Source organism: Nonomuraea spiralis (assembly GCF_014648435.1).
GTDB lineage: Bacteria > Actinomycetota > Actinomycetes > Streptosporangiales > Streptosporangiaceae > Nonomuraea > Nonomuraea spiralis.
In genome coordinates this window covers 151938-168988 of sequence record NZ_BMRC01000001.1, presented here as the reverse complement: position 1 = coordinate 168988, position 17051 = coordinate 151938, and the positions used below count along the sequence as shown (strand labels likewise).

The window sequence follows — 17051 nt, the reverse complement described above, 5'->3', positions numbered from 1 at the left end:
TGGACGTATTTATTAGCCTTGCTTAGCGTTTCCTGACGTGGCGGTCATCGAAGCTCAGCGTGTCGTGACAACCCGGCGGGCCGGTCCGGCCGTGGCGGCGGCCGGGGTGTCCTCCTTCGCCCTGCTGTACGCGCCGCAGCCCGTCCTTCCGCAGCTCGCCGCGGACTTCCACCTCGATCCCGGCGGCGCGTCGCTGGCGATCGGCGTGCCCACGGCGGCGCTCGCGATGGCGGTGCTGCCGCTGGCCGCGCTGGCGGAGGTGGCCGGCCGGCGGCGGATGATCGTGTGGTCCGTGCTGGTCTCGGCGCTGATCGGGCTGGCGCTGCCGCTGGCGCCGACGTTCCCCGTGCTGGTGGTGATGCGGGCGGCGCAGGGGGTGGCGGTCGCCGGGTTCGCGGGGGTGGGGGCGGCGTACCTGGCCGATCTGGTGGGGGCGTCGAGGCTGGCCGGCGCGGTCGGCGTGATGATCGCCGGGAACTCCGTGGGCGGCATGCTGGGCAGGCTGGGCGCCGGGTTCGCCGCCGGGCCGTGGGGGTGGCGGGGCGGCCTGCTGGTGGTCGCGGGCCTGTCGCTGCTCTGCTCGGCGTACGCGGCCCGTACGCTGCCCGCCGCGCCGCCGGTGAGCCGTACCCGTGAGCGTGCCCGGATCGGGACCGCGCTGCTGGCGCCGTTCGCGGTGGGCGCGCTGGGCGTCGGCGCGTTCGTCGCCCTCTACAACGCCGCCGGCTTCCGCCTGGCCGCGCCGCCCCTGTCGCTCACACCGGCCGTGGCCTCACTGGTGTTCCTCTCCTACGCGCTCGGCACCGCCTCCTCGGCCGCCGCGGGACGGCTGGCCGACCGGATGGGACGCCGGGCGGCCCTGGTCACCGCCCTGGCCGTGACGGCCGCGGGGTCGCTACTGACGGTCCTGGACCCGCTGTACGCGGTCGTGCTCGGGTTCGCCGTACTGACCGCCGGGTTCTTCGCCGCGCACGCCGTCGCCAACGCCTGGGTGGCCGCGCAGGCCCCGCCCGCCGCCCGCGGGCGCGCGGCCGGGATCTACACCCTGTGCTACTACCTCGGCAGCGGCGCCGGCGGCACGGCCGGCAGCGCCGTCTACGGCCACGCCGGCTGGTCCTGGCTGATCGTCGCGACCTCGGCCGGGCTGCTGCTGGCGATCGTGACCGTGCTCGTCGCGGGCCCGAGGCGGCGGGCTGTTGCCAGGGCGCCCCGGCGGGAGTACGCCTGACATCACAGGGGTGGGCGACTTCCGGGAGGGGAAGGCAATGGCCGACCAGTTCATCGTGCTGAGGGATCTGAGCAGGACCCGCATGGCCGCGCCGTTCGAACGGGGCGCGGCGGCGGCGGAGGCGCCGGGCGAGCCGCACGTCGAGGTCGTCGGGCTCGGCAAGCGGGAGGTGGCCGACCTGGCGCGCGACCCGTCGGTGGCCGCGGTCGCCCGGCCGATGCCGACCAGCGTCCCGGGCGCGCCGGAGGACGCCGACGCGCCCCCGCCGGAGGCGGAGGCGGGCGACCGGGTCACGTGGGGCGTACGGGCGCTGGGCGCGGACGCCTCGGCCCGTACCGGGGCGGGGACGGTGGTCGCGATCCTCGACACCGGGATCGACGCCACGCACCCGGCCTTCACCGGGATGACGCTGGTGGAGGAGGACTTCACCGGCTCGGGCGGCGGCGACAAGGTCGGCCACGGCACCCACTGCGCCGGCACCGTCTTCGGCCGCCCGGTGGACGGCATGCGCGTCGGCGTCGCGCCCGGCGTCGAGCGCGCGCTGATCGGCAAGGTGCTCGGGGACGACGGCAAGGGCTCGACCGCCGGCACGGTCAAGGGCCTGCTCTGGGCGATCGGGAACGACGCCGACGTGATCACCATGTCGCTCGGCATCGACTTCCCCGCGGCCATGCGCCAGCTGGAGGAACGGGGGTTGCCGCAGTTCCTGGCCACCTCGATCGCGCTGGAGTCGTACCGGGCGACGTTGCGGCTCTACGACTCGCTGATGCGGATGATCGCGGCCAGGGCGGCGTTCGGCACGGGCACGGTCGTGGTCGCGGCCACGGGGAACGCCAGCCACCGCGAGCTGCGTCCGGACTTCGAGGTCGGGCCGGAGCTGCCGTCGGCCGCCGAGGGCATGATGGCCGTCGGCGCGGTGCAGCGGCAGCCGTCGGGCCGGTTGTCGGTCGCGCGTTTCTCCAACACCTTCCCGCAGCTCTGCGCGCCGGGCGTGGACGTGGTCTCCGCCCGTACCGGAGGGGGGCTGACCTCCAAGAGCGGCACCAGCATGGCCGCGCCGCACGTGGCGGGGGCGGCGGCGCTGTGGTGGCAGGAGCTGCGCGCGCGGGGCGAGGGCGCCAGGGCCGCGGCGGTCACCGGGCAGTTGCTGCTGACGGCGGCGACGGGCGTGTTCGACGACGGCGCCGACTTCGCCGACCTGGGCGCGGGCCTGGTCCAGGCGCCCCGCTGAGAGTCCCGGCGCCCCGCTGAAAGTCCCGGTCCCCCGCCAGGGGACCGGGGCCCGGAACGTCAGGGCCCTTCGGGGTCCACGGTGTCGGCGTCGGCCCAGAACGGCGCGGCCAGCTCGCGCAGCCGCGCCGGGCCGACCCGGTCGAGCAGGGCGAGGGCGCCCGCGTTGTCGGCGAGCTGGGCCGCGCTGGTGACCCCGAACAACACGCTGGCCACCGCCGGATGGGTGAGGCAGAACGCCACGCACACCTGGGCGGGCGTGGCCTCCAGCGCCGCCGCCACCTTGGCCAGCCCGGCGGCGGCCTTCGCGGCCCGCCCGCGCACCCCGCCGTGGTCGGGGAAGACCGGCCGGGCCGGCGTCTCCTTCCCCGCCAGCAGGCCGCCTTCGAGCACGTCGCTGGCCTGCAACGACACGCCCGCGTCGAACACCTCCGAGAACGGCACCCCTTCGGGGATCGAGCGGCGGCACGGGCTGTACTTGAGCTGGGCGAGCTGCGGTCCGGGCGAGCCGAGGTCGCGGGCGTGGTTGCGGATGGTCAGGATCGCGGTGGCCGACCAGTTGTTGACCCCCCAGCAGCCGAGCAGGCCCTCCGCCTCCAGCGCGGCCAGCTCGCGGGCCAGGCGGCGCAGGTCGAGGTCGTCCCGGTGGACGTCGCCGACCACGGCCAGGTCCGCGTGGTCGGTGCCGGCCCGTTGCAGCGCCCGTTCGAGCTGGTCGCGCAGCGGCCGTTCGGGGTGGCCCTGGAGCCAGAGCTTGACCGAGAGCAGGTAGTCCTCGCGGGCCAGGCCGGCGGCCCTGACCATGGCCGAGAACAGGACGTCGGTGAAGACCGGCCGCTGCCCCGGCAGGCCGTAGACGCCCACGTCGAACAGGTTGATGCCGAGGTCCACGGCCTGCCGCAGCAGCTCGACGGCCGCGCGGAAGTCCATCCGGTCGTAGGTGTGCCAGGACCCCAGCGACAACACCGACGCCTCGGGGCCGTGCGCCCCGATCTGCCGCTGGGGGACCTTGACCGTCATACGTTCGCCTCCGAGTCCCAGACCTGGTGCCGGCTGCGCCACCACAACAGCGCCACCATCACCAGGAACGGCAGCACCCCCCGGTACTGCTGGACCGTCTCCATCGAGGCCGTCACGCCTTCCAGGCAGCCCAGCAGCAGCCCGCCCGCCAGCGTCAGCCACAGGCTGCTGAACGCGCCGACCATGGCCACCGCCAGCGCGGTCGTGACGAGGTTGCCGAGGGTGGAGAAGTCGCCGCCGAGCCGGGGCGCGACCAGCACGATGACGAGCGTGCTGATCGCGCCGATGGCCACCCACACGGCCAGCGCGAGCCGGGGGGCGGGGATGCCGACGACCTGCGCGGTGGCCGGCCGCTCCGACAGCGCCTGCAGCCGCAGTCCTATCCGGGTACGCCCGAGCAGCAGCCCCACGCCGACCGTGATGAGCACCGCGAACGACAACGACACCAGCACCGCCTGCGGCACGACCACCTCGCCCACGGTGAAGGCGGGCGCGTCGAACGGCTGCGGGAAGCGCCGCGCGCCGCTGGTGTTGTTGCCGAACAGGCGCAGCCCGACCGACATCAGCGCGACGAACACCGCCACGGTGACGGCCGCCTTCGTCCGCAGGTCGTGCTCGCCGAACCAGCGCACCAGGCCGAGGCCGAGCAGCGCCGAGACCAGCCCGCCGGCCAGCGTCCCGAGCAGGAGCGCGAGCCAGACGTTCAGGCCGGCGTCGGTGAGGGTGACCATGACGAAGGCGCCCATCGCGCCCACCGCCGCCATCGCGAAGTTGACCACCGCGACCAGCCGGTACGTCAGGACCACGCAGAGCCCGAGCAGCGCGTACACGCCGCCGCTGGTCAGGCCCGCGACCACGGAGTCGGGCATCAGCCGTTCCGCTTCGGGACGATGAAGCCCTCGGGCAACACCGTCCACTTGCCGTTCTCGGCCTTGACGAACCGGCTGCCCTCGATCGGGTTGTGCGTCTGGCCGGGGCCGAACACCCAGGGCGTGCCGACCATGGGGTAGGTGATGGGCTGCATCTCCTTGAACGCCTTGGTCACCGACTCGCGGGTGATGTCCCCCTTGATCGTCTTGAGGACCTGGACGAACACGTCCGCCGCCATCACGCCGCCCTGGCTGAACGCGGTCTTCTGGATCTTGTTGTCGTTGACGATCTTGGCCCACCGCTCGTTGCCCGGCAGGGTCTCGTCGGTGTACGGCTGCCACTCCGTGCCCGCCTGGGCCTTCATGCCGGCCGGGATGAGCGCGGCGTTGGCGTCGGTGTAGGCGTTGGCCATGAGGATGAAGTCGACGTCCTGCATGCCCTGTGTCTTGGCCTGGGCGAACCACGGCCCGACCTGGGCGTTGTAGACGACCGCCTGGCAGCCGGCCGACTTGAGCTTGACCAGGTACGGCGTCGGGTCGCCCTGCCCGACCGAGGTGTCCTTGACCGCCAGTGTCTTGCCGGTGATGTCGCTCCACTCCTTGATGGCCGCGTCGATGCCGCCGCCGCTGCCCGGCAGCACGGTGAAGGCCAGGCACACCTTGTCGTGCTTGAGCGTCTCGGAGGCGTAGTAGAGCATCGCGGTCAGCAGCTTGAACGGGCCGGGGTTGACCGGGGCGATGTTCGGGCTGGTGAAGCAGGCCGGGTCCACGCCCACGGCCGGGATGGAGACGATCTGCGCCTTGCTGTAGGTGGCCCGGTTGAGCCCGCAGTCCACGGCGCTGGAGGAGCCGACCAGCGCCACGACCTCCTCGGAGTCGATCAGCTCGCGCGCCGCCTCCGTGGAGCGCTGCGGGTTCATCGCGTCGTCCTTGCTGAGCAGTTCGATCTTGCGGCCGTTGATCCCGCCGGCCTTGTTGACCTCCTCGAAGACGGCCTTGACCGCCTGCGGGACCTCCGGGGTCTGGAACAGGCCGGTGACGCCGTTGACGGCGCCGACCTTGATGGGCCCGTCGGTGCCCGAGCCGCCGGAACAGGCCGTCAGGGCGGTCAGCAGGCCAAGGACGGGCAGAGCCATGAGTACGCGTTTCACGATGTCTCCTCCAAGACGGTCCCGAGATAGGCGGCCCTGACGGCCGGTGCGTCCAAGACGTCGAGCGTCGGCCCCGAGGCGATCACGTGCCCGAAGTCCAGCACCGTGACCTGGCCGCAGGCGGCTCGTACGAGATCCATGTCGTGCTCCACCAGCAGGATCGACACGCCGAAGCGGGCCGGGACCTGCGCCAGGCGGCGGCCGAGCCGCAGCGACTCGGCGGCCGACTGGCCGGCGGCCGGTTCGTCCAGCAGCGCCACCTTCGGCCTGGCGGCGACGGCGGCGGCCACGTCGAGCAGTCTCCTGGTGCCCGCGTCGAGGATCGACACGGGCACCTCGCCCGGAGGGCAGCCGAAGAAGCGCAGCACCTCCTCCGACTCCTCCCTGGGCAGGCGCCGCCCGGCGACGATCGCCAGGTACTCCTCCTGCGTCAGCTCCGAGGCGATGGCGGTGGTCTGGAACGTGCGCCGCAGCCCGCGCCGGGCCCTGGCGCTCGGGCTGAGCCGGTCGAGTGGCTCCCCCGCGAGCACGACGGAGCCTTCGTAGCGGGCGGCGAAGCCGGTGACGGCGGAGATCAGCGTGGACTTTCCGGCGCCGTTGGGGCCGATGAGCCCGCAGACGCCGAGCGCCGGAACCGTCAGGTCGACCCCGTCGAGGGCCACGACCTGGCCGAACCGTACGCTCAGCCCGCGTACCTCCAGCACGTTCCCCTCGCCGCCGGCGGCCGGGGAGACCGGAACCGGCTCCTCGGCGGGCACGGCGGCCGCCAGCAGCGGGCGGGCGTTCCGCTCGCGCTTGCGGGCCCGGGTGAAGTCGGTCTGGCTCACCCCGCTGCGCAGGGCGAAGATCGCCATGGCGCCGAACAGGATGCCGCCGAGGTCCTGCGGCAGGCGCAGCTTCTCCAGGATCGTGGCCATGACCGCGCCGAAGATGCCGCCCAGGACGGCGCCCTCGGTGTTGTGCGGCCCGATGAGCACGGCGACCGCGAACAGCGCCAGCGACTGCATCATCGCGAAATTTCCGGAGACGACGAGGCCGAGCTGTCCCGCCATCAGCCCGCCGCCGATGCCGGCGATGAACGCGCTGATGGCGAAGGCCGTGAGCTTGCTGCGCGCCACCGAGATGCCGTGCGCCGCCGCCGCCCGTTCGGAGTGCCGCAGCTCCAGCCAGGACCGCCCGATCCTGGTCCGGTTGACCAGCGCGAGCCCGATCGCGATCAGTACGAACACGGTCATGGCCAGCACGAAGTAGGCCGCGTCGGAGGAGAACAGGCCCGGCCGCACGACGGTCTTCAGCTCGGTCGTGCCCGGGAACTGGTTGGCGTTCAGCACGATGTCGGTGGAGACGGCGAAGCCCAGCGTGACGACGGCGAGGTTGACGCCCCTGATGCGCAGCGCGGGCAGCCCGATCGCGACGCCCACCGGCACCGCCGCCAGCCCGCCGAGCACCAGCCACAGCAGCAGGCCGCCGGGCGCGTCGGCCAGGTTCAGCCGGAGCACGACCCAGGCCCCGATCGCCGCGAACGACATCTGGCACAGTGACATGACCCCGGCCCGCCCGACGATCACGCCGTAGCTCTGCATGAGCACGCCGCTGACGACGGCCGCGATGGCCAGGTAGATCCAGTACGGCGGCAGCGCCAGCGGCAGCACCACGCACGCCGCGACGGCCAGCCCGAGCCCCGGACCCCAGGTCCTGAGCAGCGCGTTCATGAGCTCCCGCCTTCCGTGCCGGCCGCCTGGGCGAGGCCGTCGTCGGTGACGGCGCCGAAGTAGAACTCGTGCAGGCGGTCCTCGGCCCCGCGCAGCTCCTCGCACGGGCCGTCGAAGACGACCCGGCCCTTGCGCAGCACGTACGCGCGGGTGCCGATCTCCAGCGCCAGGTTGGCGAACTGCTCGACCAGCAGCACCCCGATGCCCCGCTCGGCCAGCTCCCGCACCGAGCCCATCAGCCGGCGCACCACGACGGGCGCGAGGCCGAGCGACATCTCGTCGATGAGGACCACCTTGGGCCCGGCGATCAGCGCCCGGCCGATGACGAGCATCTGCTGCTCGCCGCCGGACAGGTTCGCGGCCGGCAGGGTGCGCCTGCGGTCCAGCTCGGGGAAGATGTCGTAGACCATGGCCGGGTCGCCGTCGCCGGAGACCAGCAGGTTCTGCTCCAGGGTGAGCGTGCGGAACACCGTGCGGGCCTGCTCGGCGTACCCGAGGCCGGCCTGGGCGCGGCGGTAGGTGGGCAGGCCGGTCAGCGTGGCGCCGGCCAGCGTGACCGTGCCGGAGGCGGCGGGGGCCAGGCCCGCGATGCCGTCGAGGAGGGTGGTCTTGCCCGCGCCGTTCGCGCCGAGCAGTACGGTGACCGTGCCGGGGGCGACGCCGAGGCTGACCTCGTGCACGACGGGGACCTCTCCCCTGGAGACGCTGATGTCCCGTACGTCGAGGACATCGTCCACGGGAGCGCCCATCAGCGGCTCCGGCGGCGGTCGTCGGCCGCGGCGGTTGACGGCGTGGGCGCCGGTCCGCGAGGGGCCCGATCGATGATGCGCCGTGCCTCGGAACGCAGAGGCATCGTCACCTCCCGGCACGAAATCGTATCTGATTCCATGTACGTTATGCGGATGGAAATGAGAGTGTCCAGAGCGGAGCGGATATGAAATCTGCGGCTGACAACAGGTCGGCTGATCTGGTCATGACCGGCGGCGTCGTGCACACGATGAACCCGGCCGGCCATCTCGCGTCCGGGATCGCGATCAAGGACGGGCGCATCGTCAGAGTCGGCACTCCGTTGCAGGTCCAGGCCATGGTAGGCCCGGAGACGGAGGTCGTACGGCTGCGCGGCAGATCGGTGCTGCCCGGCATCAACGACGCCCACCTGCACGGCGCCTGGCTCGGCCTGCGCTGGCCGGACCTCCTGCTGGACCGCCTGACCGGCACCGACAACCTCGCCCCCGACTCGCGATTAGGGAAGGCGGAGGAACGCCGGGCGGCGATCCTGCGCACCGGCGACCTGCTGGCCTCCCTGGGCATCACGAGTTACACCGAGCCCGGACTCGGCCCCTGCGAGCACGACGGCGGCGGCCGGTTCGGCGTCGAGGTCCTGCGCGAGTACGCCGACATGGCCGCGCGGGGCGAGCTGAAGGCCCGGGTGAGCGCGCTGCTGCTCTTCGCCGAGATGGACGGGCGCAGCTCGCTGCCCGACGTGGTCGCCGGACTGCGCGACCTGACGCCGCCCGCCGAGGTGCCGGGCTGGTTCAAGGTGACCGGGGTGAAGATCTTCGCCGACGGCATCCCGCCGATGCGCACGGCCTGGAGCGACGAGCCGTACGAGGACGGCACCCACGGCGCCCCGCTGGTCGACGGCGACTCCCTGGACGAGCGCGAGAACGCGCTGACCACGATGATCGAGACCGTCGCCGCGGCCGGGCACCAGGTCGCCGTGCACGCCACCGGCAGCCGCGCGACCAGGACCGTCACCCGCGCCCTGGCCGGGGCCCCGGGGCGGCGCCACTACCTCGTCCACGGCGACGTCCTGCATCCGGACACCCTCAAGACCATGGCCGCGGCCGGCATCGGCCTGACCACCCAGCCGGGCATCGCCGCCGCCGCCTCCCCCATGCTGCGCGACGCCCTGGGCCAGGCCGCGCTCGGGCACGCCTGGCCGGTGCGGGACGCGCTGGCCGCCGGCGTACGGCTCTGCCTCAGCTCCGACGCCCCCATGCTCACCCCCGACTGGCGGCACGGCGTGGCCGCGGCCGCCACCCGGTGGGCCGTGGACGGCGCCCCCGACCAGCGGCTCGCGCTCGACCAGGCGTTGCGCGCCTACACGATCGCCCCGGCCTGGCAGGACGGCGCGGAGTCGTGGAAGGGCTCGCTGGAGCCCGGCAAGGTGGCCGACCTGTGCGTGCTGGACGCCGGCCTGCTGGATGTGCACCCGGCCGACCTGCCCGAGGTGCCCATCGCGATGACGCTGGTGGACGGCAAGGTCGTGTACGAGCGATAAGGGGTCAGCGGCCCTCGACCCACCGTTCGAGGGAGTCGGTCAGCCACAGGTGGCTGTCGCCCAGCGTGGCGGGGTCGCCGCTGACCTCCGCCACGAGCCGCCAGTAGCGGCGCATGCGGGGGTCGCGGTCGGGCGCCACGCCGGCCAGCAGCTCGCGGCGGAAGGCCGGGGTGTCCCTGACGCCGCGCGCCGAGGCGTGCACACCCACGTAGAGGTCGAGCTCGGGCCCCTCGCGCGGCTCGGCGCCCGCGCGGACCAGCGGCTCGGCCAGCGCGCACACCTCGCCGACGCCGGTCATCAGCGCGTCCTCGTCGGGGATCGCCCTGCCGTTCGCGCGGGCGCGGGCCAGCAGCGTACGGGCCAGCGACCGGTCGGCGGCCACCGCCACCAGCCCGGCGTACGCGACCACCTGCGACGGCGTCGGATCGACGGGCGGCTGCGGCACGACCATGGCCAGGAACCCGGCGAACCACGCACCCGACACCGGGGAGAGCATCTGGCCGCGCCAGAAGCGGACGAGCAGGTCGCGGGCCGCCACGCCGTCCTCCACGGCCGCCAGCAGGCCGAGCCGGGCCGCCCGGTCGGCCGGGGCCGCCTCCTCGACCGCGCGCAGCGACGCCCGCCGCCAGGCCAGCCCGGCGAGCCGGACGTCGAGCTCGGCCCGCTCGGCCGCCACCGCCTCGCCCATCGAACGTTCGCCCCTCAGCACCGCCACGATCGAGGGCAGCCCCAGCCCGAGCCCGCGCAGCCGCCTGACCAGCGCGACCCGCTCGACCGCCGCCGGATCGAACCTGCGATGGCCGCCCGTGCTGCGCCTGGCCTCGATGACGCCTTCGTCGCAGTAGAAGCGCAGGGTCCGCACCGACACGCCGGTCAGCCGCGCCAGGTCACCGATGCCGATCGTGTCCTGCCCCAAAGGCACGTGAACCTCCACCGGGATGAATGCCTCAATGACACCACTTCCCGGCCGGCCCCGCAGCCCGGGAAGCCTCAGCCTGTTTCCGTGGCGAGCCGGCGGCGACGCGGCGCCGAGCCGGTGGGCCCGTCGTCCTGCCGGTGGTCGGTGAGGTCACGCAGGTGCCGGATGGGCGAGGCCAGCAGGACCAGGGGCACGAAGACGGCCGCGGCGACGAAGACCAGCAGGGCGGTCCGGCCGCTGAACACCCCGGCGAGGCCTCCGGCGACCAGTCCGCCGACCGGGATCGCGCCCCAGGAGACGAAGCGGACCGTGGCCATCACCCGGGGCAGCAGGTCGGGCGGGCTGGCGATCTGCCGGTACGTACGGGTCACCACGCTGAGCAGCACGACCCCGGCGGAGAACACCACGTTGCCCACGGCGAAGGCGGCGTACCCCTGCCAACCGGCGCCGAGGGGGACGACGAGCGCCCCGGCGACCGTGAGGAAGCCGGCGAGGATCAGGGCGCGGGCGGTGCCGAGCCGGGCGGTGATCCGGTTCGTCAGGGCCGCGCCGGCCAGCGTTCCGGCGCCGTCCGCGGCCAGCAGCAGGCCGACCAGTCCCGGCTCGGCGTGCAGCTCGCGTACGAGGTACAGCGCGTAGATCGCCTGCTGGGCGCCGCAGACCGTGTTCGCCGCGGTGGCGGCCCACATGCACGGGCCCATGACCGGGTGGCGTGCGACGAACCGCCAGCCTTCGCGGATCATCGCGCGCATCGGCGGCCAGCGGTCGGGGGCCTGCGGATGGCGTTCGGGCAGGGTACGCAGCAGCAGGGCCGAGACCAGGTAGCTCACCGCGTCCACGAGGAGGGTGGGCACCGCCCCGAGCACCTGGACGACGAGACCGCCGATCGACGGCCCGCCGAGCTGGGTGGCGGCATGGGTGCCGGAGGTCAGGCTGTTGCGGGACTGCAACTGCTCCTTGCTCACGATCGACGGCAGGAAGGTCGAGTTGGCGACGTCGAAGACGACGTTCGCGAAGCTGATCACGAGGGCCGCGACCACCAGCTGGGCGACCGTCAGCCGGTCCAGCCACCAGGCCACCGGGATGGAGACGACCGCGGCCGCGCGGGCCACGTCCGCGATGATCTGCACCCTTCGCATGGGCATTCGCTGCACCAGTACGCCGGCGGGCAGGCCGATCACGATCCAGGCGACGTAACCGGCGGCGGCGATCAGGCCCATCTCGTACGCGGATGCGTCCAGCACCGTCAAGGCGGTCAAAGGTAACGCCACCGCGCCCACCGCCGAGCCGACCGCGCTCGTCGTGCCCGCGGTCCACCAGCGCCAGAAGACGCCCGCCGCCCCTCCACTGCCGTTGTCCATGCCAGCGCCCTTCGCCAAGTAAGTTCCAGAATGGAACGCACTCTATACTGACGGATGTGAAGCGCGCAGAGCTACCCGACTCCGACTGCGGCATCGCCCAAGCGCTGGGCGTGATCGGCGACTGGTGGACGTTCCTGGTCGTGCGCGACATCGCGGGCGGCACCACCCGCTTCGACGGCCTTCAGCGCGAGCTCGGCGTCAGCCGCCGGGCCCTGGCCGAACGCCTGGCCAAGCTCGTCGAGCACGGCGTGCTGGAGAGGCGGCCCTACTCCGAGCGCCCGCCGCGCCACGACTACGTGCTGACCCCGAAGGGCGAGGGCCTGCTGCCGGCGCTCATCGCCCTCCAGGACTGGGGCACCAGACATGTGATGGGCGACGGGTCGCTGACCGCGACCAGCGAGGACGGGTCCGCCGAGAGCCGCCGCGTGCACGAGCTGGTCGGCCGGAAGATGCCGGACGTCGTGCTGCGACGCCATGACGGCGAGCCGGTCGCGCCCGGCGCTCCGGACGGCGTCTGGACGGTGCTCTACTTCTTCCCCGGCGCCTTCGCCCCGGGCGCCCAGGCCTACCCGCCCGGTTGGGCCGACATCCCGGGCACGACGGGCTGCACGCTGGAGGCCCTCACCTACGCCTCCCGGTGCGCCGACTTCGAGGCGGCCGGCGCCGCGATCCGGGGCGTGAGCACCCAGCGCCCCGACCAGCTGGCCGCCTTCGCGGCACACGCGAGGCTGCCCTTCCCCCTCCTGTCCGACCAGGACAGCAGACTCGCCGCCGGGCTGCTGCTGCCGACCTTCCGGGCGGCCGGCGCCGACCGCTTCAAGCGCCTCACCCTGCTGGTCGACCCCGACGCGATCATCCGGGCGACGCAGTTCCCGATCAGCGATCCGGCCGGTTCGGTGGACGAGATGCTCGCCCTCGTACGCGACCGGCACGCCCTTCCGTCCACCGCGTCCGGCGGTACTTGACCTCCAGTCCGACTGGAGTTCCTACCGTGACGGCGTCAACCGACGCGAAGGAGTGCGGCAGATGAGGGAACTCGGTCACGAACGGCTCGCGCTGGGCCTGAAGGAGCAGACGGCGGCGTTCGCCAGGGTGGTCGCCGAGGCGGACCCGGACACGGTCGTACCCACGTGTCCGGAATGGCGGGTACGCGACCTGGCCGGGCACATCGGGCAGGCCCACCGCTGGGCGGCGGAGATCGTGCGCACGGGCGCGTACGCCGCCGTCCCGGCCGTCCCCGACGCCGAGCCCGGCGAGCCGGCCCGCTGGACGGGATGGCTGGAGGAGGGCGCCGCGACGCTGGCCGGCGCGGTCCGCGACGGCGGGCCGGATCGCCCGGTGTGGACGTTCCTGGGCCCGCGGCCCGCGCTGTTCTGGTTGCGCAGGATGCTCAACGAGACCTGCGTGCACCACGCCGACGCCGCCCTCGCGACGGGCGCCGGCTACGAGGTGGCGGCGGACCTGGCGGCCGACGGGATCGGCGAGGGCCTGGCCCTGCTGTCCGACCCGGCGGCGGAGGCGTTCCTGCCGCGGCTCGCCGGGCTGCGGGGCCGGGGTGAGCGCATCGCGATCCGGCCCTCGGACACGACCGGCTGGACGATCACCAGAACCCCGGACGGCGTCCGGTACGAACACGGCGACACCACCGGCGACGTGACGGCCGCGGGCGCGGTCGCGGACCTGCTGCTGCTGTTCTCCCGCCGCCTGCCGTCCGGGCACCCACGGCTGACGATCACCGGCGACCGGGCCCTGCTGGACCACTGGCTGGCCGCCACGAAGTTCTGAGGCCCTCGGGTTCCCGGGCGCTACAGCTCCACGTGGTGGTCGGGGTCGCCGCCGAGCCGGCCACCGCCGCTGCCCAGCGCCGAGACGCGCGCCATCTCCTCGGGCGACAACTCGAAGTCGAACACCTCCAGGTTGTGGCGCATGCGTCCGGGATCGGCCGACTTGGGGATCGGCACGGCGCCGAGCTGCACGTGCCACCGGAGCACGACCTGCGCGGGGGTGCGGTCGTGCGCGGCGGCGACCTCGGTGACGGCCGGGTCGTCGAGCAGCTTGCCCCCGGCGCCGAGCGGGCTCCACGACTCGGTCGCCACGCCGTGCCCGGCCTGCCAGGCCAGCAGGTCGCCCTGCGGGAACCCGGGATGCAGCTCGACCTGGTTGACCGCGGGCCACACCCCGGTGGCCTCGACCACCCGCTCGATCTGGCCGGGGGTGAAGTTGGAGACGCCGATCGAGCGGGCCAGGCCCTCCTCGCGCAGCCGTACGAACGCCTTCCAGGTGTCGACGAACAGGCCGTGGCCGGGCAGCGGCCAGTGGATCAGGTAGAGGTCGACGTAGTCGAGGCCGAGCCGGGACCGGCTCTCCTCGAAACCGCGCAGCGCCAGGTCGTAGCCGTGCTGGGCGCCGCGCAGCTTCGTGGTGACGAACAGCTCCTCGCGCGGCACGCCGGACTCGGCGACCGCGGCGCCCACGCCCTGCTCGTTGCCGTAGCCGGCGGCGGTGTCGACCAGCCGGTAGCCGAGCGTGAGGGCGTGGCCGACGGCCTGGCGCGCCTGGCGGTCGTCCATCGGCCAGGTGCCCAGGCCCAGGCGCGGCATGGGGCGGCCGTCGGAGAGCACGAGGGTCGGCGCGGTCGTCATGGCTGGTCCTCTTCCGGGTGCGGGCAGGTGTCGTACGTACCCGGCGGCGCCGCGGTCAACCCGGGGCGGATCTCAGCGGCCCTGGTTGACCGCCTCGACCGCGGCGTGGACCTCCTGCCTGCCCTGGGGGCCGGAGAGCGCCTCGGCGAGGAGCGTGTCCGTCTCGTCGCGGCCCTTGCCGTCCGCGGGCACGTCGAGGTAGGCCAGCAACACCTCCTGGTGGTCGAGGTAGGGCAGCAGAGGCCACTCGAACGGGCTCAGGCTCGTCCCCTTCGCCGAGCTCAGCATCTCCTCGTCCACGACGAGCCGCAGCGCCAGATAGCCCTTGAGGCAACATCGCCGGGCCTGGTCGAGGATCTCGGCGGCCCGGCTGAGCGCGGGCACCTCGGGCGGCGGGGCGGCACCCGCGTCGTCCGTGTCGTCGGGCGAGTCGGGGACGAGGTCGGCCCGTACGGCCTCGTACTCGTTCTGCAGGTCGTCCATGGCCTTGGCGTCCGTCTCCAGCCGGCGGACGACGTCGGCGTGCCGCTGGTCCCTGTCGGCGTTCCCCGGGCCGCCGCGCAGGTACGCCCTGGCCAGCGTCTGGCAGGCGTCGAGCGTCTTCCGCGCCTCGTCGAGGAGGGCGGGGAGCGCGGCGTTCGCCTTCCTGACGCGGTCGGGGGTGTCGCGGGGGCGGTTCCCGTCCAGGGTGCGCAGGGTTTCGAGGCTGTCGCGCAGGTGGACCAGCGCCCAGACCAGCCCGTCGGCGCCGCCCGGACCCGACCGCGGGGACCGCTCGGCCCCGCGGCGGAAGGCGGTCTCCACACCACCGTCCTCGGTGCTGGTCAGCCAGGCCCTGACCAGGTCGAGTTTGCCCTGCAAGCGGTCCCGTACGGCCCGCTGGACGACCGCCGCGTCCGCCGTCATGCCTCCCCCTCACTGTTGTCCGGGTCCCTGGTGGTCGTCCACTGGTTCTCCGGCTTCGCGCGTTCGATGTCCCTGATGGCCTCGCGCTCGCCCTCCAGGTCCTTCCAGAACTTGTCCAGGTCCGCGATGATCTGGTCGGCGTTCTGCTGACCGTTGAGCTTCGCGAGCTTCTTGATCGTCTTCGCGATCTCGGGAACGGCCGGGAGCGGAGAGACGATCTTCCGCCGGGCGCCGTCCGGCGCGGCCGGGACGCGGGTGCTCAAGGGGAGGCCGGTGCGCTTCTGGACCAGCGCCACCACCATCTGCTCCATGCGGTCGCGGTCCAGGTACATCTGGTCGAGCCCCTGGCTGTAGAGCTTCCGCAGCGCCCACACGAACCGTTCGGGAGGCACGCCGGGGCGGATGCGCGCCACCTCGGTGAGCCAGAACATGATCTCCTGGTCGAGCTGCCCCCACGGCTGGCCGTCCGGGATGTTCGCCTCGGGCGGCGGGATGCGCACGAGGTCGAGCCCGGCAGCCTGCTTGTTCACCCGGCGCACGGCGTAGATGTCGATCGGGCTGAGGAAGCCCACCACCTGGACGGCCATGTCCGGCACCTCCGTCAGCAGGCGCGCGAGGACGGAGGGAGGCTCCTGCCTCCTGGTCTTGACGACCTTCTTGGTGCTCCCCTGCGGCGACTGGTCATCATCGCCCCTATGCCGTTTGGGCGTTTTCGAGCCCCCGCGCTTGCCTGATCGTTTCATCGTCCCTCCCCCTCACCGGCCCCCCTTGTCGGCCGGTGAGGACTAATGCTCTGGGGCGACGCCGACCGTGCCTACTAGCCGGACGGTCAGCATCACGGACCGCCCGGCCCGCCGGGCGGCGTACGATCCGAGACGTGATCACTGCTCCACGTCTGCTCGCCGTCAGCGACCTGCACGTGCACCATCCCGAGAACCGGAAGATCGTCGAGGAGCTGCGCCCGGGGGCCGACCGCGACTGGCTGCTCGTCGCGGGCGACGTCGGCGAGCTGTCCACGGACATCGCCTGGGCGCTGGGCCTGCTGGCCGGCCGGTTCGCCAAGGTCGTCTGGGCGCCGGGCAACCACGAGCTGTGGACGCCGGCCCGCGACCCGGTGCGGCTGCGCGGCGAGGAGCGTTACCGGTACCTGGTGGAGCTCTGCCGCGACCTCGGCGTCGTGACCCCCGAGGATCCGTACCCGGTCTGGGAGGGGGCGCGCGGGCCGGTCACGGTGGCGCCGCTGTTCGTCCTGTACGACTACACCTTCCGGCCGGAGGGCGCGGCGACCAAGGAGGAGGCGCTGCGGATGGCGTACGAGTCGGGCATCGTCTGCACCGACGAGGCGCTGCTGCACCCCGACCCCCACCCGAGCAGGGACGCCTGGTGCGCGGCCCGGGTCGAGCTGACCGAGGCGCGGCTGGCGGCCCGGCCGCCGGGGTTACCGACCGTGCTGGTCAACCACTATCCCCTGGTCCGCGAGCCGACACGGGTCCTCAGGTACCCGGAGTTCGCCCAGTGGTGCGGCACCGAGCGCACCGCCCGCTGGCACCTCGACTACGACGCCGCCGTCGTCGTGTACGGCCACCTGCACATCCCGCGCCTGACCCACTACGACGGCGTGCCGTTCATGGAGGTCTCGCTCGGCTACCCCCGGGAGTGGCAACCCCGGCCGAACCCTCCGGCGCTGCCCCGCGTGATCGACGTGTGAGCAGGCCGGACCGTCCCGGCC

At 73.4% G+C, this 17051-nt stretch carries 16 protein-coding genes; 6 read left to right on the top strand and 10 right to left on the bottom strand.

Annotated elements, in window-relative coordinates:
* Positions 1 to 37 precede the first annotated feature (37 nt).
* Together IEZ27_RS00780 and IEZ27_RS00775 are read left to right on the top strand one after the other, a co-directional pair.
* Positions 38 to 1228: an MFS transporter gene (locus tag IEZ27_RS00780; protein WP_229823015.1), complete on the top strand. Its 1191-nt coding sequence runs from the start codon at positions 38 to 40 to the stop codon at positions 1226 to 1228.
* 37 nt (positions 1229 to 1265) lie between these two features.
* Entirely contained in the window at positions 1266 to 2459 is a 1194-nt protein-coding gene (locus IEZ27_RS00775) for a S8 family peptidase (RefSeq protein WP_308427238.1), read from the top strand.
* 59 nt (positions 2460 to 2518) lie between these two features.
* Here IEZ27_RS00775 and IEZ27_RS00770 read toward each other — a convergent pair whose 3' ends face one another.
* The 5 genes from IEZ27_RS00770 to IEZ27_RS00750 are packed head-to-tail and all read right to left on the bottom strand — an operon-like array spanning position 2519 to position 7959.
* Positions 2519 to 3478 (bottom strand): aldo/keto reductase, encoded by a 960-nt coding sequence (locus IEZ27_RS00770; protein ID WP_189645403.1) that lies wholly within the window; start codon positions 3476 to 3478, stop codon positions 2519 to 2521.
* Positions 3475 to 4347, bottom strand: a complete 873-nt coding sequence (locus IEZ27_RS00765; protein WP_189645402.1) for a branched-chain amino acid ABC transporter permease — start codon at positions 4345 to 4347, stop codon at positions 3475 to 3477. The genes IEZ27_RS00770 and IEZ27_RS00765 overlap by 4 nt, the downstream gene beginning before the upstream one ends.
* Positions 4347 to 5498 (bottom strand): ABC transporter substrate-binding protein, encoded by a 1152-nt coding sequence (locus IEZ27_RS00760; RefSeq protein ID WP_221762332.1) that lies wholly within the window; start codon positions 5496 to 5498, stop codon positions 4347 to 4349. Before IEZ27_RS00760 ends, IEZ27_RS00765 begins: the two co-directional genes overlap by 1 nt.
* Positions 5495 to 7210 (bottom strand): branched-chain amino acid ABC transporter ATP-binding protein/permease, encoded by a 1716-nt coding sequence (locus IEZ27_RS00755; RefSeq protein ID WP_189645401.1) that lies wholly within the window; start codon positions 7208 to 7210, stop codon positions 5495 to 5497. The genes IEZ27_RS00760 and IEZ27_RS00755 overlap by 4 nt, the downstream gene beginning before the upstream one ends.
* A complete protein-coding gene (locus IEZ27_RS00750) occupies positions 7207 to 7959 on the bottom strand; it encodes an ABC transporter ATP-binding protein (RefSeq protein WP_189645400.1) in 753 nt (250 codons plus the stop codon). The genes IEZ27_RS00755 and IEZ27_RS00750 overlap by 4 nt, the downstream gene beginning before the upstream one ends.
* 185 nt (positions 7960 to 8144) lie before the next feature.
* Here IEZ27_RS00750 and IEZ27_RS00745 point away from each other — a divergent pair, with 185 nt between their 5' ends.
* Entirely contained in the window at positions 8145 to 9494 is a 1350-nt protein-coding gene (locus tag IEZ27_RS00745; RefSeq protein WP_189645399.1) for an amidohydrolase, read from the top strand.
* Positions 9495 to 9498: 4 nt separating this feature from the next.
* Here IEZ27_RS00745 and IEZ27_RS00740 read toward each other — a convergent pair whose 3' ends face one another.
* Together IEZ27_RS00740 and IEZ27_RS00735 are read right to left on the bottom strand one after the other, a co-directional pair.
* Positions 9499 to 10416 (bottom strand): MerR family transcriptional regulator, encoded by a 918-nt coding sequence (locus IEZ27_RS00740; protein WP_229823013.1) that lies wholly within the window; start codon positions 10414 to 10416, stop codon positions 9499 to 9501.
* Between the two features lie 68 nt (positions 10417 to 10484).
* A complete protein-coding gene (locus IEZ27_RS00735) occupies positions 10485 to 11774 on the bottom strand; it encodes an MFS transporter (RefSeq protein WP_189645398.1) in 1290 nt (429 codons plus the stop codon).
* Between the two features lie 56 nt (positions 11775 to 11830).
* Between IEZ27_RS00735 and IEZ27_RS00730 the strand changes: the two genes are divergently transcribed.
* Positions 11831 to 12739 carry a winged helix-turn-helix transcriptional regulator gene (locus tag IEZ27_RS00730; protein WP_189645397.1) on the top strand — a complete coding sequence of 303 codons (909 nt, stop codon included), beginning with the start codon at positions 11831 to 11833 and terminating at the stop codon, positions 12737 to 12739.
* A gap of 61 nt (positions 12740 to 12800) precedes the next feature.
* Positions 12801 to 13559: a maleylpyruvate isomerase family mycothiol-dependent enzyme gene (locus IEZ27_RS00725; protein WP_189645396.1), complete on the top strand. Its 759-nt coding sequence runs from the start codon at positions 12801 to 12803 to the stop codon at positions 13557 to 13559.
* A 20-nt stretch (positions 13560 to 13579) separates the two neighbouring features.
* Here the strand turns inward: IEZ27_RS00725 and IEZ27_RS00720 are convergent, their stop codons facing one another.
* The 3 genes from IEZ27_RS00720 to IEZ27_RS00710 all read right to left on the bottom strand — a co-directional run bounded on the left by IEZ27_RS00720 (position 13580) and on the right by IEZ27_RS00710 (position 16065).
* Positions 13580 to 14416 (bottom strand): aldo/keto reductase, encoded by an 837-nt coding sequence (locus tag IEZ27_RS00720; RefSeq protein WP_189645395.1) that lies wholly within the window; start codon positions 14414 to 14416, stop codon positions 13580 to 13582.
* Positions 14417 to 14488: 72 nt separating this feature from the next.
* Positions 14489 to 15322 carry a hypothetical protein gene (locus IEZ27_RS00715; RefSeq protein WP_189645394.1) on the bottom strand — a complete coding sequence of 278 codons (834 nt, stop codon included), beginning with the start codon at positions 15320 to 15322 and terminating at the stop codon, positions 14489 to 14491.
* Entirely contained in the window at positions 15319 to 16065 is a 747-nt protein-coding gene (locus tag IEZ27_RS00710; protein WP_189645393.1) for a hypothetical protein, read from the bottom strand. Before IEZ27_RS00710 ends, IEZ27_RS00715 begins: the two co-directional genes overlap by 4 nt.
* Positions 16066 to 16202: 137 nt before the next feature.
* Here IEZ27_RS00710 and IEZ27_RS00705 point away from each other — a divergent pair, with 137 nt between their 5' ends.
* Positions 16203 to 17030 carry a metallophosphoesterase family protein gene (locus IEZ27_RS00705; protein WP_229823197.1) on the top strand — a complete coding sequence of 276 codons (828 nt, stop codon included), beginning with the start codon at positions 16203 to 16205 and terminating at the stop codon, positions 17028 to 17030.
* Positions 17031 to 17051: the final 21 nt, after the last annotated feature.

Excerpts from the sequence above, each read along its gene's own strand:
- IEZ27_RS00710 (WP_189645393.1), bottom strand. The coding sequence starts at position 16,065 with ATGAAACGATCAGGCAAGCGCGGGGGCTCGAAAACGCCCAAACGGCAT.
- IEZ27_RS00720 (WP_189645395.1), bottom strand. The coding sequence starts at position 14,416 with ATGACGACCGCGCCGACCCTCGTGCTCTCCGACGGCCGCCCCATGCCG.
- IEZ27_RS00775 (WP_308427238.1), top strand. The coding sequence starts at position 1,266 with ATGGCCGACCAGTTCATCGTGCTGAGGGATCTGAGCAGGACCCGCATG.
- IEZ27_RS00735 (WP_189645398.1), bottom strand. The coding sequence starts at position 11,774 with ATGGACAACGGCAGTGGAGGGGCGGCGGGCGTCTTCTGGCGCTGGTGG.
- IEZ27_RS00750 (WP_189645400.1), bottom strand. The coding sequence starts at position 7,959 with ATGGGCGCTCCCGTGGACGATGTCCTCGACGTACGGGACATCAGCGTC.
- IEZ27_RS00755 (WP_189645401.1), bottom strand. The coding sequence starts at position 7,210 with ATGAACGCGCTGCTCAGGACCTGGGGTCCGGGGCTCGGGCTGGCCGTC.
- IEZ27_RS00725 (WP_189645396.1), top strand. The coding sequence starts at position 12,801 with ATGAGGGAACTCGGTCACGAACGGCTCGCGCTGGGCCTGAAGGAGCAG.
- IEZ27_RS00715 (WP_189645394.1), bottom strand. The coding sequence starts at position 15,322 with ATGACGGCGGACGCGGCGGTCGTCCAGCGGGCCGTACGGGACCGCTTG.
- IEZ27_RS00770 (WP_189645403.1), bottom strand. The coding sequence starts at position 3,478 with ATGACGGTCAAGGTCCCCCAGCGGCAGATCGGGGCGCACGGCCCCGAG.
- IEZ27_RS00745 (WP_189645399.1), top strand. The coding sequence starts at position 8,145 with ATGAAATCTGCGGCTGACAACAGGTCGGCTGATCTGGTCATGACCGGC.
- IEZ27_RS00765 (WP_189645402.1), bottom strand. The coding sequence starts at position 4,347 with ATGCCCGACTCCGTGGTCGCGGGCCTGACCAGCGGCGGCGTGTACGCG.